Source organism: Aeromonas sp. 62-46 (genome assembly GCF_001898585.1).
Lineage (GTDB): Bacteria > Pseudomonadota > Gammaproteobacteria > Enterobacterales > Aeromonadaceae > Aeromonas > Aeromonas caviae.
The window spans coordinates 357387-383017 of sequence record NZ_MKUI01000058.1; the positions used below are offsets into that span (position 1 = coordinate 357387).

Below are 25631 nucleotides of genomic sequence, written 5' to 3' on the forward strand. Positions count from 1 at the left end.
TGCCGGCGCCGCTCAAACAAGGATGCTGCATGCAAACCAAGGACAAGTGTCTGGCCGCCCTGGTCATTCTCTGCTGGGGACTCAACTTCGTTGCCATCAAGTGGGGGCTGGAAGGCATCCCCCCACTGTTGCTGGGAGCACTGCGTTTCGTCGGAGTCGTCTTCCCCGCCATTCTGCTGGTCCCCAGGCCTGCCATGCCCTGGCGCTGGCTGCTGGCCTATGGCGGTGCGATCAGCCTGGGCCAGTTTGCCTTCCTGTTCTGCGCCATGAAATTCGGCATGCCCGCCGGCATGGCCTCCCTGGTGCTGCAATCCCAGGTGGTCTTCACCCTGCTGTTCGCCATGATCTGGCTGGGAGAGCGCTGGCAGCCCCACCACTGGGTGGCACTGCCGCTGGCGGGAGCAGGTCTTTATCTCATTGCCACCCATGGCGAGGGCAACCTCACCCTCATCGGGTTTGTGCTGACGCTGTGCGCAGCCGCCTGCTGGGGCCTTGGCAACGTCATCAATCGCCAGATAGGTCTGCGCTATCGCACCTCTCTGCCGAGCCTGGTCGCCTGGGGCGGGCTGGTGCCCATCCTGCCCTTCTTCGCGCTCTCCTGGCTGTTCGAGGGGCCCGAACTCATCGCAAGCAGCCTGCTCAACATCCGTTGGCAGGGCGTCTTGTGCGTGCTCTATCTCTCGTTTATCGCCACCTGGCTCGGTTATGGCCTGTGGGGGAGGCTGCTGATGCGCTATCCGGTGGCCCAGGTTGCCCCCCTCTCCCTGCTGGTTCCCTGTGTCGGCATGGTGGCCGCCGCCCTGCTGCTCGATGAACACCCCACTCCCCTGCAATGGCTGGGCTCGGGTCTGGTGCTGCTCGGCTTTGTGGTGCATCTGCTGGGGGGCAAGATGCGCTTCTTGAAGACCCAAACCGAGGATTGACCTCGCCCGGGAAACTTCCCATCATGGGTCAGGCCCTCTTGGGCCCCCCCCATTATTTCGGCAGGATGCCATCATCAGGAGAGCAAGGACATGCGTCATCCGTCACTTTCGATCATTCCCTCTTTACCAGGTATCATGCGGGTCACGGCCATGCTGCTCCCCTTCTGCTGGAGCCCGTTCGGCTGGAGTGCCACCCTGCCGGCAGATCTCAAATGGGAGAGCAACGACACCGACCCCGTCTATGCAGACCCCGAGGCCAAGCGAGGCGGCACCTTCCGGGATTTCATGTCGAGCTTTCCGCTCACCTTGCGCAAATACGGGCCGGATTCCAACGGCGGTTTTGCGGCCTACGTGCGCGAGACCAACCTGCCGCTCCTGAGCACCCATCCCGTGACGCGCAATCCCATCCCCATGCTGGCCAACCAGTGGGCTTTCGGCGCGGATAACAAGACGCTCTATTTTCGTATCAACCCCAAGGCCCGCTGGTCGGACGGCCAGCCCGTCACTGCGGACGACTGGGTCTTCACCCTCAAGATGATGCGCAGCAAGGAGATCAACGACCCCTGGTACAACAACTACTACAGCACCCAGATAAGCGAAGTGACCAAGTTTGACGATCACACCCTCGCCATCACCAGCGGCACCGAGAAGAGCCGGGAAGATCTGCTCGAAGCTCTCCCCTTCACCCCGGAACCCAGCCACGCCATCAAGCTGACCGCCAACTGGGTCAAGGAGTACAACTGGAAGGTGCTGCCGGTCACAGGCCCCTACCAGATTGGCGAGCTCAAGAAGGGCAAGTCGGTTACCTTCGACCGGGTCAAGGATTGGTGGGGGAACGACGAGCGCTACTTCCAGCACCGCTTCAATCCGGATCGCATCGAGATCAAGGTGCTCAGGGATCAGAACATCGCCTGGCAGCACTTCCTGCGCGGTGAGCTCGACACCTTCCCCCTCGTGATGCCCAACTGGTGGCATGACAAGAGCAAAACCGCCGAATTCGAGAAGGGCTATATCGAGCGGCTCTGGTTCTACAACCAGACGCCTCAGCCCCCCATGGGGCTCTATCTCAACACCGCCGATCCCTTGCTGAGCAATCTCGACGTCAGACTCGGCATCCAGCACGCCCTCGCCCTGGACAAGATGATCGCGACCCTGCTGCGGGGGGACTACCAGCGTCTCAACACCTATGGCTCGGGCCAGGGAGATTTCACCAATACCGACCTCAAGGCGCGCCCCTTCGATCCCGCCCTTGCTCGCGAATTCTTTGCCAAGGCGGGCTTTACCAAGACCGGACCGGATGGCATCTTGCGAAACGACAAGGGCCAGCCCCTCTCCCTCAGCATCACCTACACCACGGCGGAACATGCCCAGCGCCTCACCCTGCTGCGGGAAGAGGCGAAAAAGGCGGGGCTCAACCTCGAGCTCAATCTGATGGATGCGTCTGCCGGCTTCAAATCCATGCTGGAGAAAAAACACCAGAGTGCCTGGATGGCCTGGAGCGGCGGTCGCTATCCCGCCTATTGGGAACACTTCCACAGGGTCAATGCCAACAAGCCCCAGACCAACAACATCATGAACATCGATGACGACAGGATCTCGGCCCTGGTGGAGCAATACGACAAGGCGTTCGATTTCGGCAAGAAGGCCGACCTCTCCCGCCAGATCCAGCAGCGACTCTATGAGCTCGCCAGCTTCGTCCCCGCCTATCAGGTGCCCTATACCCGGGCCGGCGCCTGGCGCTGGGTACGCCTGCCCAAGGTGCCGGCAACCCCCCAGAGCGACTTGCTCTACTGGCCCCTTGACGGCTCCAACTCGGGTTACAGCTTCGGCGGCCTGCTCTGGATTGACGAAGCGGCAAAGGCTCAGACCCGGGCTGCCATCAAAGGAGGGCAGACCTTCCCGCCGGTGACCATCACGGATACCACCTACCAGCAAAAATAGGGCAGCTGGCGCCGTCATCCCCAAAACAAAAGACCCCGCATTGGCGGGGTCTTTGTTACAACCGGGATGGCACCAGGCAGAGGGCGCTCAGCCGCGTTTGGCCTGCTTTTGCGCAATGGCGTCGGCGACGTCGGCCGGGTCCAGCACAATGCCTTCCTGATCCGGCGTCGGGAACACGGCCACGCAGAGATCATCCTGCTCCATGCCGTCCACCCAGCGATCCAGCCACACTTTGAGGGTGATGGATTGCGGCTTGCACTCGGCCCACTCCCCTTCGGCCCAGGCCTTGGCGTAGTCGGGATGCGGCCATACCGGGATGCAGTCTTCCTCTTCGGTCGTCAGCATCATGACGCCGTGTTCGTCGGTCAGGACAAACAGCTCTTCGTGCTCGACCAACTTGCTGATGAAGTGATCAAAGCGGTAATCGGCGTTCAGTTGCAGCGCGGCATTGCGCTCGGTGTCGCTAAGTTCATAGCTCATCGGTCAAGTCTCTCGTTCAATAAAGGGCGACATGTTCACATCTTGCCGACCCCTTGTCCAGCAGGAGTAATGGGTCATCCGTCTTTCCATCGCCTCACCCCAGCTCGGGGGTCAACAGCCGGAGTCCCGCGGTCTCACCCAGTCGCTCCCTCAGCCAATAGGCGGACTCCACCTCCACAAAGCAGAGCTGATCCCGCCCCGCAGCGACCCCCACCATGATCTGCTCAAGCCGTGCTTGCTGGGCGGCACTCCAGGCAGCAACCAGCTTGCCGCCATGGGCCTCGTCCACCACCTCACGGCGCAGCTCGAACAGGTTATCGGTGATCGGGCTGTTTATCTTGCTCGGGTGGCGCCAGTACATCTGCAGGTTGTCCAGCATCTCCTCATCGTAACTTGCCAGCGCATCGAGCTCCGGCGTCTCTTTGCTCTGGGCCGCGAATTCACACCAGCCTGCCGACAAGGTAGCCAGACTCTGGGCATCCTTGCCATGCTGACGCAGGGTTGTCACGTCTTCCCCACGAATGGCCGGCAGCCAGAGATCTCCTTGATGTTGCGCCAGGAGAGGGAGCAGCAAGGAGGGAGCATAAACAGGAAAACGGGGACCCAGAGAGTGCAGCAGAGAGACCAGAGTAACAGTGATCATGAGACGCGCCTTGAACAAGATGACCTGGCATCACGCCTGGTCATGAGGGTGAACGAGGGTGCCATTCTAGCATGTTTGCCTTGCTGGGGGCGTTTGCGTCCAGCCGGGCCGGTGATAGATAGCGTCCAAAAAAGCAGCGTTTGAACCAGAGCGGCCCCGATAAAGGCCAATTGTTTGAGCCAGCGCCCACTAAAGAGGCACCGGGGATGCTAGGTTGCATACATCTTTAGCGTAAGGAGTGCATCCATGAGTGGGATCAACCAGGTTTCTGACGATTTTGTGAATGAGCTGAAAATACTGGCGTGTTTTGATCCGGCCAACATGAGCCTGGGGATCAAGCTGCGCAGCGACATGTCGGAAGCGCTTTGCCAGGCGGCAGCGCGCCTGCACAGCCAGGGCCTGATCACCGCAGCAGATGGCGGCTATCTGACCCCTTTCGGCATGACCATGCTGGAGCATCTCCAACACCTGCTGGTCGCACTCAAGCCGAATTGAGCGGTTGTGGTGCCCAGAGCGAGAAGTTGAGCAACTCCCAGCGCTCTCCTTGTCGCAGCAGACAAGCAAACAGCAAAGGACCTTCGGGTCCTTTTATCTTGCCATCGACCAGCCACTCTCCCCCCCGTTTTGGCACCGGCTGTACCCTGATCTCATCGGGTTTCACCGCGTTTCCCAGGCGAACATGTACAAACTGTTGACACACGGACACGGCATCATTCACCGCAGGATCCGGCGTGGGCGTGCTGGCCTGACCGGTCAACGCCACGGTCAGCAAGAGGGAGGAGAGCAGGGTCATGACGCGTATTGATGAAGCCATGAAAACAAAAAGCCGTGGCACCAGAGGTACCACGGCTTTCTTAAATTCTGCAAGAATTACAGAGCAGTTACGTTCTCAGCCTGCGGGCCTTTTTGACCTTGGGTCACAGAGAACTGTACGCGCTGACCTTCAGCCAGGGTACGGAAGCCGTTACCTTGGATGGCGCTGAAGTGAACGAAAACGTCCGGGCCGTTTTCTTGCTGGATGAAGCCAAAACCTTTGGTTTCGTTGAAAAACTTAACGGTACCGGTGATCATGTTAGACATATCTTTAAACCTGTATTCAAAATAATTACTTATGCTTTTCAGCGGGTAAAGCTCAAAAAACGGGATTACTTATGAACAACAGGAAAAGATGTAAAACATCATATTCATTGACATAACTATCGCCCTTTCAAGCTGGTTGAGATTATACGTGCCTTTGTCGATTACGCAAACAAATTTGTACCCCGCCAGCGGCGGGGTACGGCGGTTTAGACCTGTGCCGACTCCAGTGCCTGAACCAGGGCTTTGAGGAAGCGAGCCGCCTCTCCACCGGTGCAGGCTCTGTGGTCAAACGTCATCGACAGGGGAAGTGCACGCACCGGGCGCGCCTCGCCGTGGATGAACACCACCTTCTCGAACAACTTGCCCGCTCCTATGATGGCCACCTGGGGTGGTGTGACGATGGGGCTGGCGTAACGGCCTGCGATGGCGCCAAAGTTGGTGAGGGTGATGGTTGCCCCCTGCAGCATTTCCCGCGGCACGGCACGGGCCTTCACATCGGCGATCATCCGATCCAGCCCCTGCCGTATGTCAGCCGGGTCCCGCTCTGCCACGTTCTCCATCACGGGCACATAGAGCCCATGCTTGGAGTCGACCGCGATGGCCACATTGACCTCCCTGAATAGACGCCGCGACAGGATCTCTCCGTCAAACCACGCATTCATGGAGGGTTCGGCCCGACACGCCACGCCGATCGCCTTGATGAGGCGCACCGTCACATCTTCATCCGGGCGCCAGTGGCGCAAGTCCACTTCGTCGGTGATGCTCACCGGCACCACAGTCCGGTGCGAGAGCTCCATCGCCTTGGCCATGGCCCGGCGCGAGCCTTTCAGGAATTCGTTGCCGCTCTCCTGCTGGGCCTCGAACGCCTGTTGCACATCCTGCTCGGTCACCATGCCAGCGCTGCCGGTTCCCTTGACCTTGTCGATGTCCAGCCCCAGTTTTTGCGCCAGCAGACGTACCGCTGGCATGGCTTGCACCAGCGTGCCGCCGGGCGCCATGGCCCCCACCACGAAATGATCCTCGATATGCTGCTGATGGGCGCTGACCTTGCCAACGACGGTGCCGTCATCCTCGCCCCCTTCAAACTCCACCAGCGGTGCCCCGATGTGGAGGATGTCCCCCTCCTGCCCGCACAATCTGGCGATGACCCCGGCCACCGGTGAGGGCACATCCACCAGCGCCTTGGCTGTCTCCACCGACAGCAGTACCTGATCTACCTGCACCGTATCACCGGCGCTCACCTTCCACTCGACGATCTCGGCCTCGGCCAGTCCTTCGCCCAGATCCGGCAATTTGAAAAATTTCATGACCTGCTCTCCCTCTGCTGGGACATCACCAAACATTGACAGACACCATGGAGCCCTGTGGCCCAGGCACTTGCGCATCCGTACCTGTCGCGCGTCATAGCCACTGGTTCTCCATCAGTTGCCGAGCCGCCTGCGCGATCTCCTGCTCGGTGATGAGGTAATACTCCTCGTTGCGATAGTAGGGGACGGCGGCATCCACGCCGGTGAGGCGTCTTGGCGGCGCCTTGAGGGCAGTCATCGCCTCTTCGGTCACCTGGGACACTATTTCGGCACCCACCCCGAAACTGCCACAGGCTTCGTGTACCACCAGCAGCCTCCCGGTCTTGCGTACCGAGGTCAGGATGCTCTCCATGTCCAGGGGTTTGATGGTGGCAAGATCCAGCACCTCGCACTGGATGTCCTGCTCCGCCAGCAGGTTCGCCGCACGCATGACTTCCTGGATGCAGGCTCCCCAGGCCACCACAGTGATGTCCCGGCCGGGACGCAGGGTGAAGCAGACATCCAGCGGCAGGCCGACGCCGTCATCCACCACATCCGACTTCATGGAGCGATAGATGCGATCCGGCTCGAAGAACATCACGGGATCCGGATCCCGAATGGCCGACAGCAGCAGGCCGTAAGCCCGCTTCGGGCTCGAAGGGATAACGACCCGCAGCCCGGGGATATGGGCAAACAGGGCCTCGACGCTCTCGCTGTGGTGCTCGGGCGAATGGATGCCGGCACCGTAGGGGGAGCGGTAAACGATGGGACAGGTGACGCGGCCACGGGTCCGGTTTCGCATCCGCGCCGCCTGGCAGATGATCTGCTCCATGCCCGGGAAGATGAAGCCCTGGAACTGGAATTCGGCCACGGGTTTGAGCCCCTGGGTCGCCATGCCCACCGCCACCCCGGCGATGAGTCCTTCGGCCAGCGGCGTATCGATGACCCGCTTGAACCCGAATTTATCGCGAAGCCCCACGGTGGCGCGAAACACACCGCCGTTGACCCCCACATCCTCCCCCAGTACCACCACATCAGGATCGCGTGCCATCTCGTGGTGCAACGCCAGATTGATCGCTTCGAGCAGCGTGATATCGCTCATAGTCCCTCCCCGCTCTGCTGCATACCCTTGGCGATGATGCGCTGGCGCTGGGCAAGATAGGCCTTCGGCAGCTCGGCAAACTGGTAATCGAGCAGGGTCTCCGGCGCCTGGGGCGTGATGGCCTCGTAGGCGGCAACGGCGCGTTCCACTTCCCGGCCCGCCTCTGCCAGCAGCGCCTGTTCCTGCTGCTCGTCCCACCAGCCCCGTTCAAACATGAACTGGCGCAGCCGCTTGACCGGTTCCCTGGCCCAGGCCGCTTCCACCTCGGCGCCGTCACGATAGCGAGTCGCATCATCGGCGGTGGTGTGATCCCCGAGCCGGTAGCTGACGGCTTCGATGAGCGTCGGCCCCTTGCCGCTGCGAGCCCGCTCGACGGCGGCGCGGGTCGCCTCATAGACCGCCACCACGTCATTGCCGTCCACCTGAAGGCTGCGCACCCCGGCTCCTATGCCCTTCTGGGCCAGGGTGGGCGCGCTCGACTGCAACTTGCGCGGCACCGAGATGGCCCACTGGTTGTTGTTGATGATCATCACCATGGGGAGATGCCAGACACCGGCACAGTTGAGCCCCTCGAGGAAGTCTCCCTTGGAGGTGCCGCCATCGCCGATGGTCACCACGGCGACCCTGGGCTGGTTGCGCAGCTTGAAGGCGGCCGCGATGCCGGCAGCATGGGTGATCTGGGTGGCGATGGGAACGCAGATGGGCAAGTCTTCCGACAACTCGCCATCGGCCTTGTAGAAGACACTGCCCCGTTCATCGCCGCCCCAATACTGCAGGTTCTGCTCCATGGGCACGCCCCTCACGTAGAGAGTGGGCATGTCCCGGTAGTAGGGCACATAGACATCCTCTGGCTGCATGGCGAGCCCGACCCCGATCCCCACCGCTTCCGCCCCGAGATGGGAGGGAAAAGTGCCGAGTTTGCCGGTTCGCTGCAGTGCTATCGCTTTCTTGTCGTAACTGCGCACCATCACCATGTTGCGGTAGAAGGTGTGCAGCATCGCCTTGTCCAGCCAGGTCGGCAGTGTCGCGACCGGGCGCCCCTCCTCATCGAGGTAACGAAGGAAGGGGATGTCGACATGGGTCATAACTGGCTCCTTGCCGTTGTCAGCGTCACCACCATGAGGTGACATTTAAAATGTAAACAACATGTTAACCAAAGGGCAACGAGATTCATCCAGGTAAGACCAGTAGAAACTTCTTTTATTTTCGAAGGTAATCGGAATTTTCGGCGAGCAGAAACAAAGAAGGGAGCCTGTTCAGGCTCCCTGTCATATCGAGTTCGGGATCACACCCATCACCGCCATGCTGCTTGCCACCGCCCGTGGCGCAGGGTCAGCATGACAAAAAGGCGTCAATTCACTCCCACAGACGGGTGGGTACCACCAGCAGCATGGTGCGCTGTCCGATGGCCACGTTGGCGTTGGGGAAGACCACCGCCTCCCGCGGTTTCTCTACCCTGTATTGCCGATCCCCATCTTCTGCCAGCACAAAACCCTGGGGAAATTCGGTGAAGTTGTCCACATCGCTGGCAAACAGGAAGCGGAACTGCTCCGACTGCTTGTTGATCACCCGATCTATGGCAAAAAGGGTGAAGTCATCGGCTCGCCAGGGCTCGAGGGCCACCTCATCCCGGGTCACCAGCTCCTGCAATGTCTGGCGCACCTCAATGAAGCGGGTCATGTCGTTTTCACCGAAGGGCCGCACCTTACCCAGCTCCACCGTAAAGGCATGGGCGCCGTGCTGGTGCGAGCTGTAATAGCTGAAGGTGGTGGTCGGGCCGCTCGAGAGCAGTATGGTGCGCACGCCGCAGGCACCGAGGAAACGTACCTGCTCCTTGCAGTGGGGGCGTTCGTGGGGAAAGGGATAGACGGCAAACTTCTCGTGGCGCGAGCCGCGAATGGCGGTATGGAGATCGTAGTGGTAACGGGGCCTGCCCGAGTCGGCAAAGAAGCGGCTCACATACTGCTCCAGACGCATGGCGCGGATGCGCTCCCGGTTGCACAGCCCCTCCCCCTTGCTGTGGGCGCCCGAGAAGAGGCGGTTCATGTTCTCTTCCACCTCCCTCACCCCCTGGTTCATGGCGGCGGGGTTGCCAAAGAGGAAGAGCACCCGGTGACGAACCTTGAGCTCCTCTGCGAGCAACCGGGTCAGCAACTGGTTGCAGATCTCGATGGGGGCTGTCTCGTTGCCGTGGATGCCACAGGAGAGGACGATGTCCTTGTGCCCGGGTTGCCCCGCCTCGGAAGCGGGTTCCAGGCAGATCACGCCGGTATCCCACACGCTCACCCGGGTACCGTCGGTCAGATTGAAGGCGAAAGGCTCGAGCTGCCACTCATGGCGGCGCGTCAGGGCCAAAAAGTCATGCTGGGGAATCATCCGTCTCACCCTTTAGTCTGGAATGCCATGGCCGGATTATACGCAAGGCAACCGGGCTTAAAATCAGTTTTTAAACAAATTCAAACAGTAAAGATACAAAAATGGCGAGAATGAGTGACAACTCATGCAACAGGATCAAGCGGGGGGAAACACGGGAGAGGGAAAGCGGTGAACGGGTATCGGCAGATGAAGACAGCATGCCTTCGGCAGACGGGTGGGCAGCATGCCCCTGGGATCAGCAGAAAAACAAGGCATCCATGCCCGGCTGATCAACCACGCCAGAACGGCTTGGTGGTCTCTTGATAGCGGTCGGCTTCGTTCAGACCGATGTCCTTGAGCAGGTAGGCGGGCAGCTCGGAGAGCTGGCGACGGCTGCGGCTGCGTTCCAGCCAGGTCAGGACGGTCATCTTGACGCGAGCAACCAGATTCGATTCGCTGGAATGCTGGTAACCGGCTTCGGTATAAGTCATGTTGGCCATGATATGGCTCCTCTCTCTAGTTCTGCGCAAGGCTCGGATTTGATGCGCAAAGCTTAGTCAGGGCGGGGAGGTGCCTCAATTGACGAATTTTGATACATGACATTAGTAAAAGTAATGGTTGATATCGCCAGGGCAATAACCATAACCATATGATTTTAAAATGAAATAATGCTGAAACTTTCCCCCTGGCAGCCTGACAGCATTTTCTCCTGCGCCACCCACTTCTAACTATGCACTTTCCCACGCTAGCTATGCACGGCACGACGGCGAGTCAGCAGGGTGCAAACTCTCGGCCACCAGGATTTGTTAACAAATAGATCGCAACAAGATCGTTATTTAACAAAAAGATACGAACAGGCAACCTGAACCGGATGCCCCCCATGTCACCCCCATCGTCAGGGTGGCACCGGACACTTGGCACCCTGCCATCATACTGGTATGGTTATTTATACAGTAGTTTATCATGCTGCCTCCCCACACTGCCCCAATATCATGCTGAACAGGGGAGCGGCACACACAGGATCTGCCGATGGACACCTTTACCCCCACCGCCGCCCTGCGTCAACAGATGGCCCTGCTGGAGGCGTCGCTGGCACGCCTTGCCCGGCAACTGGGCCAGCTCGACCTGCTGGAGGCTCATGTCTATCCCCTCCCGGCCGTGGCCCAGGGGGAAGAGCATGAGCCCATCGAGGCCATCGAGGTGGGCTATCTCTCGGGCGAGGCGGCCCTGGCCGCCACCCTCGCCGCCTTTCAGGGCCACAGCGCCCGCCCCGGCTGCTCCACCAAGGCGACCCACCGTCTGCCCGGCTGGCTGCGCTTTCCTGCCGCCTGCGCCAGGGAGCTGGCCCCCGTCATCGAGGAGATCAACGCGCACAAGCTCGCCTTCAAGGCCATGGTGCAGGCGGCGGGCGGGCGGGACGAGAAGTTCGAGCTGGTGCACGGCGCCCTGCCCGGTGTCATCACCCTGCAGGTCTATCGCAAGCTGACCTGGCTTCAGGGGGATCTCCATTCGCTGGGCTTCACCTGGGCCGACAAGCAGAGCATCAGCTGCCTCAGCCGGGAGCAGGTACTGGAGATGCTGGAGCGCAGCCGCCGGTATGTACCGGCGCTCTTTGACAACGAAGAGTGGAGCAAGATGGTGGATCAGGAGGTATACGACATTCGCCGCCTGCCGGCGGATGCCGCCCTGCGGATCCGCAGGCCGGTCAAGACCCACCCCATGATCAACCTGCTCTGGCAGGACCGGGAGCCCCGCAAGCAGCAGATCAAGGCGAGCCTGCCCCTGCTGCTCTGCTCCGATACCCAGCCGGCCGTCACCCATCTGAGCCACTACCCGCCCAAGCTGCGCCAGGCACGCCGGGATCGCAAGATTGGCGGTGACCCCATCATAGAGCGGCTGCACCTCTACCTCTATCAGGGGTAGCGCAGGCTCGGCACCGCCACAAACGACAAGGGGAGCATCACGGATGCTCCCCTTGTCACATCGGGCGACAGCCCATCGCCGTCAGCTCATCAGCAGTGCCCGCAGGCTCTCCACATCCAGCCCCTTCACCTCGGACTGGCCGCTCAGGAGGCCGTCGGCCAGTGCCCGCTTCTCGTCGTGCAGCGCCACTATCTTCTCCTCCACCGTCTGCTCGCACACCAGGCGATAGACGGTCACCGGCTGGGTCTGGCCCATGCGGTGCGCCCGATCGCTCGCCTGATCCTCCACCGCCGGGTTCCACCAGGGATCGAGGTGCAGCACGGTGTCGGCCTGGGTCAGGTTGAGGCCCGTGCCCCCCGCCTTGAGGCTGATGAGGAAGAGCGGCACCGCTTCGTGGCGAAAACGCAGGATGGACTCCTGACGGGACTTGGCCGAGCAGCCCCCATCCAGATAGCAGTAGTCCCACTGCCGCTGTTCGATACGGCTGCGCAGCAGGCTCAGCAGATCGACAAACTGGCTGAACACCAGCACCCGGTGGCCACCATCGATGGCTTCGTCCAGCAGCGCCATCGCCTCGTCCAGCTTGCTGCTGGTCTGGGACCACTCCGGCATCACCAGCTGGGGGGAACAGCAGAGTCGGCGCAGCCGGGTCAGGCCGCTCAGCACATGCATCAGGGCACGGCCATCGGCACTTTGCACCTGCTGCACCACCTCGCGCCGGGTCGCCTCGTAGAGCTGACGCTCCTCGGGGGAGAGGCTGATGTGATGGATGATCTCGGTCTTGTCCGGCAGCTCCGTCAGCACCTGTTGCTTCAGGCGGCGCAGGATGAAGGGGCTGATCACCGCCCGCAGCATCGCCATGTGCTGGGGATCCTTGACCGCCTTGCCAAAGCGGCGCTTGAACTCCCCGAGGCTCCCGAGCAGGCCGGGGTTGATGAAGCTGAACAGGCTCCACAGCTCCCCCAGATGGTTCTCGATGGGGGTGCCGGAGAGGGCGAGGCGAAAATCCCCGTCGAGCTGGAACAGCAGCTTGGCGCGCTGGGTACCGGCATTCTTGATCTGCTGTGCCTCGTCCAGCACCATGCTCGACCAGCGGCGGGACTTGAGCGCCTGGGAGAGACTGCCGAGCATGCCGTAGTTGACCAGGACGATCTGCCCGGCCCTGGCCCCCTGGATCAAGGTCTCCCGCTCGGCGGGATGGTCGAACACCACCACCTCGAGCTCAGGGGCAAAGCGGGCCACCTCCTCCTGCCAGTTGGTGACCACTGACTTGGGCACCACCACCAGCGCCGGGCCCAGGTGCTGGCGCATACGCAGCACGATGAGGGCCTGCAAGGTCTTGCCCAGGCCCATGTCATCGGCCAGACAGGCGCCAAAGCCGTGATGGGCCAGGGTCGCCATCCAGCGTACCCCCTCCTTCTGATAGTCCCGCAGCGCCGTCAGCAGCTCGGGGGGACAGCTCACCTCCTGCTGCCACTCCTGCTGAAGGTTCTGCCAGGCGGCATCCCCCTCGGTGGTGATGACGGAGAGCAGGCGGGCCAGCGGATAGGCCAGCTTGTTGTTGATGCGCTGCTCGTTGTCCAGCATGGCCCCGAGCACGGTGAGGCGTTCCACCAGCTTGTCGCTCAGCATCAGACTGGTCTTCTCGTCGAGCTGCACCGTGCGCTGGCCCGGGGTCAGCTGGCGCAGGATGAGGCGAAGATCGAGGATCTGGTGCTCGTCCAGCGAGAGCGCCCCCTCCACCTGGAACCAGTCCTGACGCCGCTCGATGCGCAGGCTCAGAGCCGCCTCATCAAGGCTCTTGAGGCGGGCGCTGTCCTGGTGCCAGTGCACTACCACACCGGCGTCCACCAGCTCGGGCAGGGCGTTGACCAGGGTGAGCGCCTGCTCCCCGTCCAGCTTCCACTCGTTGCCGGGCAGGCCGATGGGCAACTGGTTGCGAAGGCGTTGGGCATCGTCCTTCTCGGCAGCCAGATCCCGCTGCCAGTAGTGATACTCCCTGATACCCTGGCGCACGATGGCCTCCCCCTTGCCCAGAGGCAAGGGAGGCAGGTCCCCCTCCCGGGTCACCAGCTGGACCACGAGCTGCCCCTCCTGCCAGTCGAGCAGGACGGAGGGAACGCCGGGCCAGGGGGCCAGCTCGGCGTTGCCTCTGAGCCCCGCCACCTGGCTGTGCCAGGGGAGATCGGGGATCGCATCCAGCGTGCGTTGCAGCTCCTCGAGCCCGGCCGGCGGCAATGCCGGAATGGCCTCCAGGGCCGGTAATCTGTCCAGCAGCGCCTGCGGTGTCAGAATAAGCTGCCACAAATCCTGAGCCAGGGGGACGATGTGCGCACCGCGGGCGGCGGGAGCAGGATGTAGTCTGGCGCTCATGCCCTCCCCGCTCTGTACCAGTTGCAGCAGGGGGGCGCTGACGGCCAGTTGCAGCTTCTGCCCCTTGGCATTGAAGAGGCGAGGATGGTTTGCCAGGGGCACCCAGGCATCCCGGGGCAGCTTGCCCATGTTGCGCGGCAGGGTGCGCACCAGTGCCCAGTCAGCTTCGTCCAGCAGGCTGGCGTACTGGGTGGAAAGCAGGGCCGGATCGACCCTTCGCCCGGCGGTCCACTCCCCCTTGGTGCTCTGCTTCTGGATCTTGCACTCAAGCTCAGGCCCCTCCGCGTGGAGCAGCCAGACCAGCCGCTCCTGGGGTTTGCGCACCCCGCTCGAGCGTCCCAACCCCTGCAGCCAGTTGAGCCAGCTTGCCGAGGCGGGGGCCTTGCCTTCCTCCTCGGTGGCATCCTCTTCCTCCCCTTGAGCAGGACGCAACGCGCGCAGGGGCCAATGGGCGGCTTCCCGGCCAAGCAGGAGTCGCAGCAGATCCTGGCAGAAGGCCATCAGGCGATGCCGGGGCTCGGCGTCCAGCACGTGGGAGAGGTCCCACTTGTGCAAGATGGTCACCTGGGGGCTCTGCTCGCCGTGGCGCGCCAGGGCGCAGAGATCGAGCCAGAGGTAACCCCAGTGGAGCTCCTCCAGCGGCAGTTGCAGGGTATCGAACAGGCCGACCGCCTGGCCGTGGCGATCTCCGGCCCACTGCCCCAGCAGATCGGCCAGCAGGGGGGAGTGATGGCCCAGACTGCGCTGCCACTTCTTGCGCTGCTCGCTCCCCTGCACCGGATCTGCCTGTTGCAACCAGCCGAGCCAGAGCAGGGCGCTGAACATCCGGGGCCAGGGCGACGCCTCTTGCCCCTGCCACTGGCCAAGCGCCCCCAGCAGCCGCTCGGCCAGGGGTTGCTCATCCCCCTGCTGCGCCAGTTGTTGCAGTGCAGGCCAGTGAGTGGTTACCTCGCCCCCAAAGGAACCGCAGAGCCACTCCCATTCGCGGGCGCGAGCCTGGATCTGGCCAGAGAGCGCCGGGGAGCAGGAGGCGACCAGCGTTGCCAGCGGCCAGCCCTCGTCAGGCTCTGCGTCAAGCAGGGCCTGCAGGGCGAAGTGTTCGAGCAGCAGGGCCTGCCAGGCGGGGCTGGAGCCTGCCAGCAGGCGGGGAGCATCGGGGAGATCCAGGAGGCTCAGGAGCTCGGCACTCTGGTAATAGGCCGGGATCTGCCCCGCCTCCCCCAGACAGAGCTCGCGCACCACCTCCTGTGCCCGCTCCAGGCCCGTGACCGAGGGGATGCGGGACCACTGCGGCATGGGGCACTCCCCCGCACGCACCGCCAGGATCAGGGTCAGGGTTCCCTCTGCCGTCAGACTCCACTGCTGCTCCGTTCGTTGACGGACAAGCCCCCACTGCTGCAACTGATCGAGGGTATCGAGCAGCGCACGCCCGGGTGCGCCCGGGGCATAGAGGGTGTCTTGCAGGTAACGAGTGCTGGCGGCGCGCTGCAATTGCAGCTCGCACAGCAGGGCATGGCAATCTGAAGAGAGGGTGAAGGCTGACATCAGAACTCACGGGCAAGTGCAAAGGCGGAATTTTAACGGGAAAGCGGCGGCGGCTCGACCCTTAAGCGCGAAATAGTGCAAAAAAGCTGGCGCCTTTGATGGGTACGCGAGCGACAAGGCTGACAGGGCACTCGCCCCTGCCACCGGGCAACGGGCCGCAGGAGGGGCGCGGTCATCAAAAAAGGCGCCGCAGCGCCTTCTGGAAACAGATTGTTGGCTCAGCCTTCCAGCCGGGCCAGACGGGCTTCCAGCCCCTGCAACTGCCCCTTGAGGTGCTCGACCTCTTCTTCGAGCGCTGCCAGTCTGTCTGCCGCCGGTGACACAAGGTTGCCAGCGGGCGCCGCGTCGGCCAGCGCCTGCAGATCCACCTCGCCACTGAACAGGTGCGCGTAGCGGGATTCCCGCTTGCCCGGCTCACGGGGCAGTTTGACCACATAGGGCCCCCGCTCGATGAGAGTGGCCAGCACGGCATCCACTTCGGTCACATCGTCAAAGCTGCACAGCCGGTTGGTGCGCGAGCGCAGCTCACCCGGGGTCTGCGGGCCACGCAGCAAGAGTTCGCAGATAATGCCGAGCTCCTGGGCCGAGAACTTCAGCTCACCGAACTCGGTATTGCAGAAACGATGCTGATAGCGGGGCACCCTGGCGTTGAAACCGGCGGTATTGACCACCAGACGGCGGCGGATCAGCTCGTCGATCACGGCGCGAATATCCAGCTCGGCGAGCTCCAGCACGGGTTCCCGGTTGCTCTTCTGGTTGCAGGCATTGACCAGTGCATTGAGCGAGAGAGGGTACTGATCCGGCGTGCAGATCTCTTTCTCAATCAGGCAGCCGATCACGCGGGCCTCTAATGGGCCTAGTACTATCTCCATGTCATACTCCCTTGCCAAACAAGACGTTAAGACGTTTATCTTAACCAAGGCGCTTGCGCCGTCCAGCAGATAACCCCATTTTTGCGAGCCGATGAAACCCTTGCTGCAACCTTGTACAGCAAAACGGCCGCGGTGCGCAGGCGAGGTGAAGGGATGGCCGGGAACCTCTTTGGCAACCAGCCCCCTCCCCCTTCAACGAGGCGGGCACAAAAACCATCACGGCCGCAAAGGCGGCCGTGATGGTAGACAGATTGAAACGGCCCTCACGAAGAGGGCTTGCGCTCCAGGGTCGCGGCCACCTTTCTTGCGGCCGACACGGTGAGCAAAGGCTCACCCGGATAGAGCATCAGGGCGCTTGCCCGCAGGTTGTCGGCCTCCGCCGTGCGCCCCAGGGCATTGAGGGCGATCACCATGTTGGCGTAGATGTTGGCCCTCGGGGTATGGCGCACGAAGGCCTGTCCCCAGTCGAGGTAGGCTTCAAGCTCCGCCTTGTTATTGGCCTGCAGACCGACCATGAGGCGCACCGCGTTCACGTCGAACTCCACCCGGGTCAGCCAGGCCATGGGGTTGACGATGTCGAGCAGGAGCGCAGGCTGCTTGTAACCGCCCCGCTCATACTTGGTCACCACCCAGGCGGTATGCAGGGCGCTCAGCATGAAGGGGATGACGATCAGGGGAATGGCGATGGCCATGAAGCGCAGCAGCAACCAGGGGCGGCACAGATGGTCGCGCCAGTTGCCGTGGCCTTGCTCCTCCACCTCCGCATCCATCGCATACAGGAGCAGCAGCAGCGCCCACCACAGGGCAATGGCGTGGTAAAAGGGGTACTCGGTCTGGGTGTGCAGCAAGATGGGGGTCACCAGCGCAAGCAAGGCGGCGCCCTTGACCCAGCCCGCCCGGCTCAGACGCCACAGCAGGGCCCCGCCCATCAGCACCATGCCCAGCATGGGTGCCAGACCCCCTTCCACCGCCCAGTAGAGAAACTCGTTGTGGGGGTGATCCAGGTTGTACTCGATCTGCACCATGGCCGGGTTCAGCGCCTTGTCGGCCATGTAGTGATGGAGAAACACCGACTCGAAGCTGCCATAGCCCCAACCGGTCCAGGGCATCTGGGCAATCAGCTTGGCGGCGTAGGGCCAGTAGATGGAGCGCATGCCGCCGGACTGGTAGATCTCCAGCCCTCGTCTGGCTCCGGCCATCAGGTATTGCGAGGCCAGCCCGAGCAGAATGCCCAGGGCCACCAGCGCGAGCATCCGGCCCAGCCGCCGCTCACGCCCCAGCTGGGCGGACAGCAGCAAGAGAGCCATCACGCCGCCCAGTTGCCCGACTCGCGATTGCAGGACCACCAGCAGCAGAGAAGTGGCCAGGATCACCCCATAGCGCAGCCCCTTGAGCCAAGGGTTGGCATCACCGCGCAGCTCCAGCCAGATGGCCAGTGACAGGCCGGTCGCCATGAAGCTCGCCATCACGTTGGGTTGCTGGAAGATGCCATAGGGGCGGTTGGTCTGGGTGTCGTACCCAATCCAGTTGCCCGGCACCAGCAGGTAATACTGCACCAGGCCGAGCAGCGCCTCGATGGCGACGGCCCCCAGCAGCAGATAGAGCAGCCTGTCTCGCGCCTCGCGGTCGAATCGCCACTGATAGAGGCTTGCCAGAAACAGCAGGCCGGCAAACAGCCCCAGCAGCCGGGGAATGGCATAGTCCTTGAGCTCGAATCCCGGATAGGCCATGGGCAGCAACAACAAGATCCCCCCCAGCCACTGGGCCGTCAGCAGCGGCGAGACCACCAGTCGCTGGCTGAGGGTCACATGCCACAACCCCAGCGCCATCACCAGGCTGGCGAAGATCCAGCCCCAGGCATTGAACGGCAGATAGAGCCCTGCCCCGCCTGGGTTGTGCATGAAAAAATGCATGCCAAGCAACCAGTAAAGGAGGCTGACAACCCCCAATATCCCTGTCGTCGACGTCACCGTCACTGCTCCCTGTTGTGTCATGCTCATGCTCGTTTTCTTCCGACACGCCATACATGAAGGGGGGCAAAGCCCCCCTTGTTCACTTCAATCATCCTTGTGCCGATTCCGGTCGGCGAAACGCATGGCGCACCAGCACGATGCCCACCCCCAGCATGCCACCGAGCAGGGTAGCCAGCACCACGACCAGAGGACGCTTGGGCTGCTCGCGGCTCAGGGGTTCACTCGGCGAAGCCAGATAGGCGAACGACTGGAAGGGCTGTGCTTCAAGCTTGAGGGCCTCAAGACTGCCCAATTGCAGGCGCAGGTCGCTCAGCGCCGGGTTGAGGAACTCGGGGTTCTTGATCTCCTTGAGGATCTTGAGCTTCTCGGAGAGGGCGCGCGCCCCCAGATCGATGGGAAGGCTCCCCTGCTCCTGCAGATTCTGCACCGGCGCCTCCAGCCCGGCCGCCTGTGTAATACGCAGACCATATTCGGTACGCAGAATATCGTCTTGCAACTGCTTGAGGGTATCGGCCTTGGCACTCTCGAACTGGGTCTGCAGCGTCTTGATGCGGTTCTGCCAGATGGTATACAGCTCCTTGCCCTTGGCCGCCGACTCCTGATGCTGGATAAAGGCGATGTACTGCTCCAGCCGGGATTTGGCCTCCCCCGCCGTGGCCGCGGCAAAGGAGAGCGTCACATCTTCACGCAATTTGTCCGGTGCCTTGGCGCTGATCCCCTCGGCCATTTTCTTGAGCAGCAGCCGCTTGCCTTTGGGGTCTGTGACGTCGGCCTGCGCGGCCTCGGCATCCAGGTAACCCCTTTCTTGCAGGAACTGGCGCTTGTTGTTGAAGCTGTTGAAGTTGTTGACGAAGTCGCCATAGAGCGCCTTCTTGTCAAAGGCAGTAAAAGCCGCCACCGGTACCTGGGCATTGATCAGCTGATTGATGTTGAGCTCGAGGGACTCCACCTCCTTGAGGGTGGGCGACCTGATCTCGGCCTGGCTGACCCAGACCTGGGGGGCCAGCAGGGCATAGGCGATACCTGCTGCGGCAAAGACGCCTGCGACCAGCAGGATCAGTATTTTCTGGCGCCACAGGACCAGGATCAGCTCACGCAGATCGATTTCATCACCGGAAGAGGCTTGCCAACCCTGGGGCAGCTGACTGTCTGAATTATCGAATACTTGTTTGTTCATATCGGGCTCTGAAGATGAGGTGATTGCCAGAGAGGGGCGTGACGGTCTTTCTCTGACAAGCGTAATGGCACATTGTCCATGAGGGGCCACTCAATAGCCAGTGTCGGATCCGACCAGTGAAGGGAGGCTTCCAGCTCGGGAGCGTAATAATCGGTGCATTTGTAGAGCACCTGGGCCCATTCGCTCTGAACATAAAAGCCGTGGGCAAAACCTGGCGGGATCCAGAGGGAGGTTCCCTCCTCGGCCGAGAGCGACACCCCCACCCACTGGCCCAGGGTCGGGCTCCCGGCGCGCACGTCGACGGCCACGTCGAAGATGGTGCCTGCCAGCACCTGTATCAGCTTGCCCTGGGGCCGCTGACGCTGATAATGCAGCCCCCGTAGTGTCCCTTGTCGGGAACGACTCAGATTGTCCTGAACGAAGCAAAAATCACCGCATCTGCGGGTGAAGAGATCGTGGCGAAACAGCTCCATGAAGTCGCCCCGCTCATCTGGATGACGCTGGTGGCGGATCTGGATAACATCCGGAATCTTCAATGAAATAAAGTGCATAGGTGTTTTCTTTGGAATAATGGGCAAGGATATATCACCCAATGGAGTGCCTTATCAATCCCAATCGGGGTGCATTTTGCCAAAGGGCTCTTGCAGCAGACGCAACAGATAGGCGCCATACCCGCTTTTTGCCAGTGGCTGTGCCAGTGACGCCAGCGCCTCGTCAGAGATCCAGCCCTGGCGCCAGGCGATCTCCTCCGGAGCGGCCACCTTGAGCCCCTGGCGTTTCTCCAGGGTCTGGATGAAGCTGCTCGCCTCCTGCAGGCTGTCATGGGTCCCGGTATCCAGCCAGGCAGCACCACGCCCCATGAAACAGACCTCCAGACTTTGCTGTGCCAGATAATGGAGATTGACATCGGTGATCTCGAGCTCTCCCCGTGACGAAGGGCGCAGGTCCCGAGCAATCTCGCTTGCCGTGGCATCGTAGAAATAGATGCCCGTCACCGCGTATTGACTGGCAGGATATGCCGGCTTCTCGACGATCGACTCGACCCGCCCCTCGCCGTCGAACCCCAGCACACCGTAACGTTCGGGATCCTGTACATGATAGGCAAACAGGGTGGCGCCTTGCGTCTTGGCGCTCGCGCGCTGCAACTGGCGGGGCAGCTCGGTGCCATAGAAGATGTTGTCCCCCAGAATCAGGCAGCAGGGGTTGCCGGCCAGAAAGGATTCGGCAATGAGCAGCGCCTGGGCCAGCCCGGCAGGCTCTTCCTGCACCGCGTAGCAAAATTGCATCCCCCACTGGCTGCCATCCCCCAACAGCAGCTCGAAGCGGGACAGATCCAGCGGCGTGCTGATGATGAGAATCTCACGGATACCCGCCTGCATCAGGGTTGAGAGGGGGTAATAGATCATGGGCTTGTCATAGACCGGCAGCAGTTGCTTGCTGATGGCCAGCGTCGCCGGATAGAGACGGGTGGCGGATCCCCCGGCCAGGATGATGCCTTTACGCTGGTGCATGGAACACCTCCAGAGGAAAACAGAGAGCCATCAAGACACGCGTCACGTCATTCACCTTCACACTGACTGGCAAGCCAGCGGCTCATCAGCCCTTCCCAGGCCGGGATCTGGATCCCGAACACAGTGGCAAACCGTCGACAATCGAGCCTGGAGTTGGATGGCCGACGGGCTGCCTGGGGCCAGTTTGCAGATGGAATGGGTTTTATCGGAACGGGCTGCGCCAGCAGACCAAGCCGACAACCTTCCTCAACCAGGGCCGATGCAAAGCCATGCCAGCTCGTCTCGCCTGCGGGGCAGAGATGATAGAGGCCGCCCTTGTCTGGCGCCTTTACGACCTGTGTCAGCGCCAGGAGAACGGACGTTGCCAGCCAGCCCACCTGGGTCGGCGCTCCCCACTGATCCGCCACCACCTCAAGGGGCTTGCCCTCGTTGGCACGGCGCAAGATGGCTCGGGCGAAGTGTGCCTCTTCCCCACCATAAACCCAGCTGGTGCGCACGATCAGATGATGGGGACATAGCTCCTGAATGGCCTGCTCTCCGGCCAGCTTGCTGGCACCGTAGACATTGAGCGGGGCAGGCACATCCACCTCGCGCCAGGGAGCGCTGCCGGAGCCATCGAACACATAGTCGGTGGAAAAATGCACCAGCAGCGCCCCCCTGGCACCGGCTTCCCGGGCAAGCAGTGCGACGGCCAGATGATTGATACGCTCTGCCAGCTCGGGCTGGCTCTGTGCGAGATCGACTGCCGTATAGGCCGCACCGTTGAGGATGACATCAGGCTGATGGCGGTTCAGGGCGCTGATCAGCGCACCGGGGTCGGTGATATCACACGCATCCCTGCCAAGGGCCGTCACCTGCCAATGGGGATAATCCCGGCAAAGGGCAGAAAAAAGGGCTCGTCCCAACTGGCCACGAGCCCCCAGCAACAAGATCCGCATCGGGATTACCGCGCGCCAAAACCGGTCAGGATGGTGCGGATGGTCTTGAACACGATGAGCACATCCAGCCAGAGGGAGAAGTGCTTGATGTAGTAAAAATCGTGCTCGATCTTGATGCGGGTATCATCGGCATCGGCGGCATAACCGTGGACCACCTGCGCCCAGCCACTGATCCCGGGCCGCACGATGTGACGGTACATGTAGAAGGGGATCTCCCGTTCGAACTGATCGACGAACGTGCGCTGCTCCGGTCTTGGCCCAATCAGGCTCATGTCCCCTTTAAGGACGTTGAAGAACTGCGGCAGCTCGTCGATGCGCAGCTTGCGGATCACCTTGCCCACCCGGGTGACGCGCATGTCGCCGTCCTGGGCAAACTGGGCGCCGGCTTTTTCCGAATCCTTGCACATGCTGCGGAACTTGTAGATGCGAAAATCCTTGTTCCCCTTCCCTACCCGGTTTTGCAGGAACATCACGGGGCCCGGACTCTCCAGCTTGATGAGGATCGCCGTCACCAGCATCAGGGGGGAGAACAGCGGGATCGCGATCAACGCGGCCAGAATGTCCATTCCACGTTTGATGAAGGCATAGACGGGGGACGGCAAGAGGGAACCAAGCTGGTTCTCGTGCAGATGATCAATCTTCACGCGCCCGGTCAGGGTCTCGCTGATCTGCTTGATGTGGTAGACGGGGATATGCGCCAGGGCGCAGCGCGCCAGGAAACGCTCCCACTCACCCGCCAGCTCCTCATCTCGAAGATCTGCCACCACGGCGTCATAACGCACGGCCCCGAGATCGGGTTTGTCGAGCAGACGCCACTGCACACTCTCGTGCCGGGTCAGGGCCTGATAGTCCCCAAAGGGCAGCAAGGCGTATTTGGGGGTCCGGTAACGGCGGCCAATGAAGTAGGCCAGCCAGCAGCAAAGCAAGGCAACCAGATACGACTCGAACAATACCTGACGGCTGTAAGGCAGCCGCAGGAAGAAGAGAATGCCGACCAGGGCACCATAGAGGGTGGTCACCGTGGGGATCATATAGGCCACGGGACTTGCGCCCGGATAGCGCAGGAAGCGATGCAGCACAATCCCGGTCAGCAGAAACGCCACAAAGGCACCGCTCAGGGTATTGATCCGGACTGCATCGAGGTGATGCCAAAACGCCAAGCCCCATCGCTCAATCGCAGGCAGGCAAACCGCAAGCAAGGCCCCGAAGATGAACAAGGCAGGAGGGCTGAATAACACACGCTCATACCAGCGTGAATGACGACGTTGATAGCTCAAAGGAGGCCTCAAAAGATTTTTACAAAAGAAAGATAAATATCAGTCAGAACCAAAAAGATCACGAGTGTAAAGTTTGTCGATGACATCATCAAGTTCAGCTACCCGTCGGTTCGCCAAGATCACATCGCAATTTTCTTTGAACTCTGACAAATCAGTTATTACCTTAGAATGGAAAAATTCTTTCTCTCCCAGAGTAGGCTCATAGATTACGACTTCAATGCCTTTTGCCTTGATTCGTTTCATCACGCCCTGGATTGCGGAGGCTCGAAAATTATCTGATCCTGCTTTCATCACCAATCTATATACACCTACACGCTTTGGATTTTTACGAATCACCGAGTCGGCAATAAAATCCTTGCGTGTAGTGTTAGAGTCCACAATGGCGCGGATCAGGTTATTGGGCACCTTGTTGTAGTTGGCCAGCAGCTGCTTGGTGTCTTTTGGCAAGCAATAGCCACCATAGCCAAAGGAGGGATTGTTATAATGATTACCGATACGTGGATCCAGACCGATTCCATCAATCACTTGCCGACTATCCAACCCATGCAGTTGTGCATAGGTATCCAGTTCGTTGAAAAATGCCACTCGCATCGCAAGATAGGTATTGGCAAACAGCTTGATCGCCTCTGCTTCTGTGCTGTCAGTAAAGAGCACAGGAACATCCTTTTTGATGGCACCCTCCAACAACAGATTGGCAAACACCTGAGCCCGCTCTGAACGTTCCCCCACCACGATACGAGAAGGATGCAAGTTGTCATAAAGAGCGCGCCCTTCACGCAAAAACTCTGGCGAGAAAATCAGATTGGCACATCCCAACTCTTCACGCAGCCTAGCAGTAAACCCAACAGGAATGGTGGATTTGATCACCATTACCGCATTCGGATTAATCGCCATCACCTCCTTCACTACGGATTCAACCGTACTGGTATTAAAATAGTTGCTCTCGGGGTCATAATCCGTTGGCGTTGCAATAATGACAAAATCGGCCTGTTGGTATGCGTCTTTTTTATTCAGGGTTGCACGTAGATTCAGCTTGTGATCAGCAAGATACTCTTCGATCTCCTTATCCACGATGGGAGAGCGCTTCTGATTAATCATCTCAACCTTTTCAGCGACGACATCAACTGCGACTACCTCATGATGCTGTGCCAGCAATACTGCATTGGACAACCCTACATAACCCGTACCACAAATAGCAATTTTCACAAAAAACCTCGCTTACTGCTGCGCGTTATAATAGTTTTTATACCATTCGACAAAAGCCTTAACCCCTTTTTCAACAGACATGGCAGGACGATATCCTGTCGCTTCGAAGAAGTCTTCCGTGTCGGCCCAAGTGGCATAAACATCACCGGCCTGCATTGGCAACATATTTTTGATGGCTTCAATACCCAGGGCCTTTTCCAAGGCATCGATAAAGTCCATCAATTTGACCGGACTGCCATTACCGATATTGAAGATACGATAAGGGGCACTGCTATCTGCGGGTGAACCTGCTGCTGATTGCCAGTCAGGATTGCCAACCGGCACAACATCGGCAATACGCAAGATACCCTCAACGATATCGTCGATATAGGTAAAATCACGGCTCAACTGGCCATTGTTATAAACATCAATTGGCTGACCGGCCAGCATGGCTTTGGTGAATTTGAACAACGCCATGTCAGGCCGTCCCCATGGCCCATAGACGGTGAAAAAGCGCAGACCTGTGGTCGGAAGGCCGTACAGATGGGAATAAGTGTGCGCCATCAGCTCATTGGCCTTTTTCGAAGCAGCATAGAGTGAGACTGGGTGATCGACGGCATCTTGGGTGGCAAACGGCATTTTGCCGTTCATACCATACACAGAACTGGAAGAAGCATAGATCAGATGCTTGACACCGTTGTGACGGCACCCTTCCAGAATGGCCAAATGCCCTGCCAGATTGCTGTCGGCATAGGCAAAGGGGTTTTCCAGGGAGTAGCGCACACCGGCCTGCGCGGCCAGATGAATTACCCGATCAAATTGCTCCTTGACAAAAAACTCGGCCATTCCTTCACGATCGGCCAGATCAAGCTTGCGAAAATCAAAATTGGTTTCACACACCAGCTGAGCAAGACGGCTCTCTTTCAGTGAGACGTCGTAATAATCATTCAGATTATCAACTCCGACTACATCGTGCCCATGTTCGCAAAGGCGTTTAGCTACAGCACTTCCGATAAAACCAGCGGCACCTGTTATGAGATATTTCAT

General features: G+C 60.5%; 23 protein-coding genes. 4 read left to right on the forward strand and 19 right to left on the reverse strand.

Annotated elements, in window-relative coordinates; all coding sequences use genetic code 11:
* The first annotated feature begins 29 nt into the window (after nt 1-29).
* The gene (locus tag BGO64_RS19430; RefSeq protein ID WP_010675306.1) at nt 30-923 is read left to right on the forward strand and encodes an EamA family transporter; all 894 of its coding nucleotides are present in this window, start codon (nt 30-32) and stop codon (nt 921-923) included.
* A gap of 135 nt (nt 924-1058) precedes the next feature.
* Nucleotides 1059-2864 (forward strand): extracellular solute-binding protein, encoded by a 1806-nt coding sequence (locus BGO64_RS19435; protein ID WP_174217491.1) that lies wholly within the window; start codon nt 1059-1061, stop codon nt 2862-2864.
* Nucleotides 2865-2951: 87 nt separating this feature from the next.
* On the opposite strand, the gene BGO64_RS19440 is transcribed toward BGO64_RS19435, so the two are convergent.
* Together BGO64_RS19440 and BGO64_RS19445 are read right to left on the reverse strand one after the other, a co-directional pair.
* Entirely contained in the window at nt 2952-3344 is a 393-nt protein-coding gene (locus BGO64_RS19440) for a DUF2750 domain-containing protein (RefSeq protein WP_010675308.1), read from the reverse strand.
* A gap of 94 nt (nt 3345-3438) precedes the next feature.
* Nucleotides 3439-3987: a hypothetical protein gene (locus tag BGO64_RS19445; protein WP_045524136.1), complete on the reverse strand. Its 549-nt coding sequence runs from the start codon at nt 3985-3987 to the stop codon at nt 3439-3441.
* 246 nt (nt 3988-4233) lie between these two features.
* Here BGO64_RS19445 and BGO64_RS19450 point away from each other — a divergent pair, with 246 nt between their 5' ends.
* Entirely contained in the window at nt 4234-4482 is a 249-nt protein-coding gene (locus tag BGO64_RS19450) for a TIGR02647 family protein (RefSeq protein ID WP_010675310.1), read from the forward strand.
* Here BGO64_RS19450 and BGO64_RS19455 read toward each other — a convergent pair.
* The 7 genes from BGO64_RS19455 to BGO64_RS19485 form a co-directional block, all read right to left on the reverse strand.
* Complete coding sequence (locus BGO64_RS19455; protein ID WP_129146699.1) at nt 4469-4780, reverse strand: hypothetical protein; 312 nt, start codon at nt 4778-4780, stop codon at nt 4469-4471. The genes BGO64_RS19450 and BGO64_RS19455 overlap by 14 nt on opposite strands.
* Before the next feature lie 77 nt (nt 4781-4857).
* Nucleotides 4858-5067 carry a cold-shock protein gene (locus BGO64_RS19460; protein WP_005302803.1) on the reverse strand — a complete coding sequence of 70 codons (210 nt, stop codon included), beginning with the start codon at nt 5065-5067 and terminating at the stop codon, nt 4858-4860.
* Between the two features lie 206 nt (nt 5068-5273).
* Nucleotides 5274-6374 carry a dihydrolipoamide acetyltransferase family protein gene (locus BGO64_RS19465; RefSeq protein WP_202044398.1) on the reverse strand — a complete coding sequence of 367 codons (1101 nt, stop codon included), beginning with the start codon at nt 6372-6374 and terminating at the stop codon, nt 5274-5276.
* A 94-nt stretch (nt 6375-6468) separates the two neighbouring features.
* Nucleotides 6469-7455 (reverse strand): alpha-ketoacid dehydrogenase subunit beta, encoded by a 987-nt coding sequence (locus BGO64_RS19470; protein ID WP_042864128.1) that lies wholly within the window; start codon nt 7453-7455, stop codon nt 6469-6471.
* Nucleotides 7452-8540 (reverse strand): pyruvate dehydrogenase (acetyl-transferring) E1 component subunit alpha, encoded by a 1089-nt coding sequence (pdhA, locus tag BGO64_RS19475; protein ID WP_041214862.1) that lies wholly within the window; start codon nt 8538-8540, stop codon nt 7452-7454. The genes BGO64_RS19470 and pdhA overlap by 4 nt, the downstream gene beginning before the upstream one ends.
* Nucleotides 8541-8811: 271 nt before the next feature.
* Nucleotides 8812-9831, reverse strand: a complete 1020-nt coding sequence (gene astE, locus BGO64_RS19480; RefSeq protein ID WP_041213176.1) for a succinylglutamate desuccinylase — start codon at nt 9829-9831, stop codon at nt 8812-8814.
* 269 nt (nt 9832-10100) lie between these two features.
* A complete protein-coding gene (locus BGO64_RS19485; RefSeq protein ID WP_010675316.1) occupies nt 10101-10310 on the reverse strand; it encodes a DUF1127 domain-containing protein in 210 nt (69 codons plus the stop codon).
* A gap of 529 nt (nt 10311-10839) precedes the next feature.
* On the opposite strand from BGO64_RS19485, the gene BGO64_RS19490 reads away from it, so the two are divergent.
* Nucleotides 10840-11733: a DNA replication terminus site-binding protein gene (locus BGO64_RS19490; RefSeq protein ID WP_286701218.1), complete on the forward strand. Its 894-nt coding sequence runs from the start codon at nt 10840-10842 to the stop codon at nt 11731-11733.
* 81 nt (nt 11734-11814) lie between these two features.
* Here BGO64_RS19490 and BGO64_RS19495 read toward each other — a convergent pair whose 3' ends face one another.
* The 10 genes from BGO64_RS19495 to BGO64_RS19540 form a co-directional block, all read right to left on the reverse strand.
* Entirely contained in the window at nt 11815-15651 is a 3837-nt protein-coding gene (locus tag BGO64_RS19495; protein WP_286701219.1) for a DEAD/DEAH box helicase, read from the reverse strand.
* Between the two features lie 218 nt (nt 15652-15869).
* Complete coding sequence (locus tag BGO64_RS19500) at nt 15870-16523, reverse strand: YceH family protein (protein WP_039040218.1); 654 nt, start codon at nt 16521-16523, stop codon at nt 15870-15872.
* A gap of 263 nt (nt 16524-16786) precedes the next feature.
* Nucleotides 16787-18424, reverse strand: coding sequence for a PglL family O-oligosaccharyltransferase (locus BGO64_RS19505; RefSeq protein ID WP_410488798.1), 1638 nt, complete (start codon nt 18422-18424; stop codon nt 16787-16789).
* Between the two features lie 160 nt (nt 18425-18584).
* Nucleotides 18585-19673: an LPS O-antigen chain length determinant protein WzzB gene (locus BGO64_RS19510; protein ID WP_225315730.1), complete on the reverse strand. Its 1089-nt coding sequence runs from the start codon at nt 19671-19673 to the stop codon at nt 18585-18587.
* Nucleotides 19670-20224: a dTDP-4-dehydrorhamnose 3,5-epimerase gene (rfbC, locus tag BGO64_RS19515; protein ID WP_042017517.1), complete on the reverse strand. Its 555-nt coding sequence runs from the start codon at nt 20222-20224 to the stop codon at nt 19670-19672. Before rfbC ends, BGO64_RS19510 begins: the two co-directional genes overlap by 4 nt.
* Before the next feature lie 54 nt (nt 20225-20278).
* A complete protein-coding gene (gene rfbA / locus BGO64_RS19520) occupies nt 20279-21184 on the reverse strand; it encodes a glucose-1-phosphate thymidylyltransferase RfbA (protein WP_286701221.1) in 906 nt (301 codons plus the stop codon).
* A 47-nt stretch (nt 21185-21231) separates the two neighbouring features.
* Nucleotides 21232-22122 carry a dTDP-4-dehydrorhamnose reductase gene (gene rfbD, locus BGO64_RS19525; RefSeq protein WP_286701222.1) on the reverse strand — a complete coding sequence of 297 codons (891 nt, stop codon included), beginning with the start codon at nt 22120-22122 and terminating at the stop codon, nt 21232-21234.
* Between the two features lie 5 nt (nt 22123-22127).
* A complete protein-coding gene (locus tag BGO64_RS19530) occupies nt 22128-23282 on the reverse strand; it encodes a sugar transferase (RefSeq protein ID WP_286701223.1) in 1155 nt (384 codons plus the stop codon).
* Nucleotides 23283-23438: 156 nt separating this feature from the next.
* Nucleotides 23439-24605, reverse strand: coding sequence for a nucleotide sugar dehydrogenase (locus tag BGO64_RS19535; protein WP_266139836.1), 1167 nt, complete (start codon nt 24603-24605; stop codon nt 23439-23441).
* Nucleotides 24606-24617: 12 nt separating this feature from the next.
* Nucleotides 24618-25631 (reverse strand): NAD-dependent epimerase, encoded by a 1014-nt coding sequence (locus BGO64_RS19540; RefSeq protein WP_266139837.1) that lies wholly within the window; start codon nt 25629-25631, stop codon nt 24618-24620.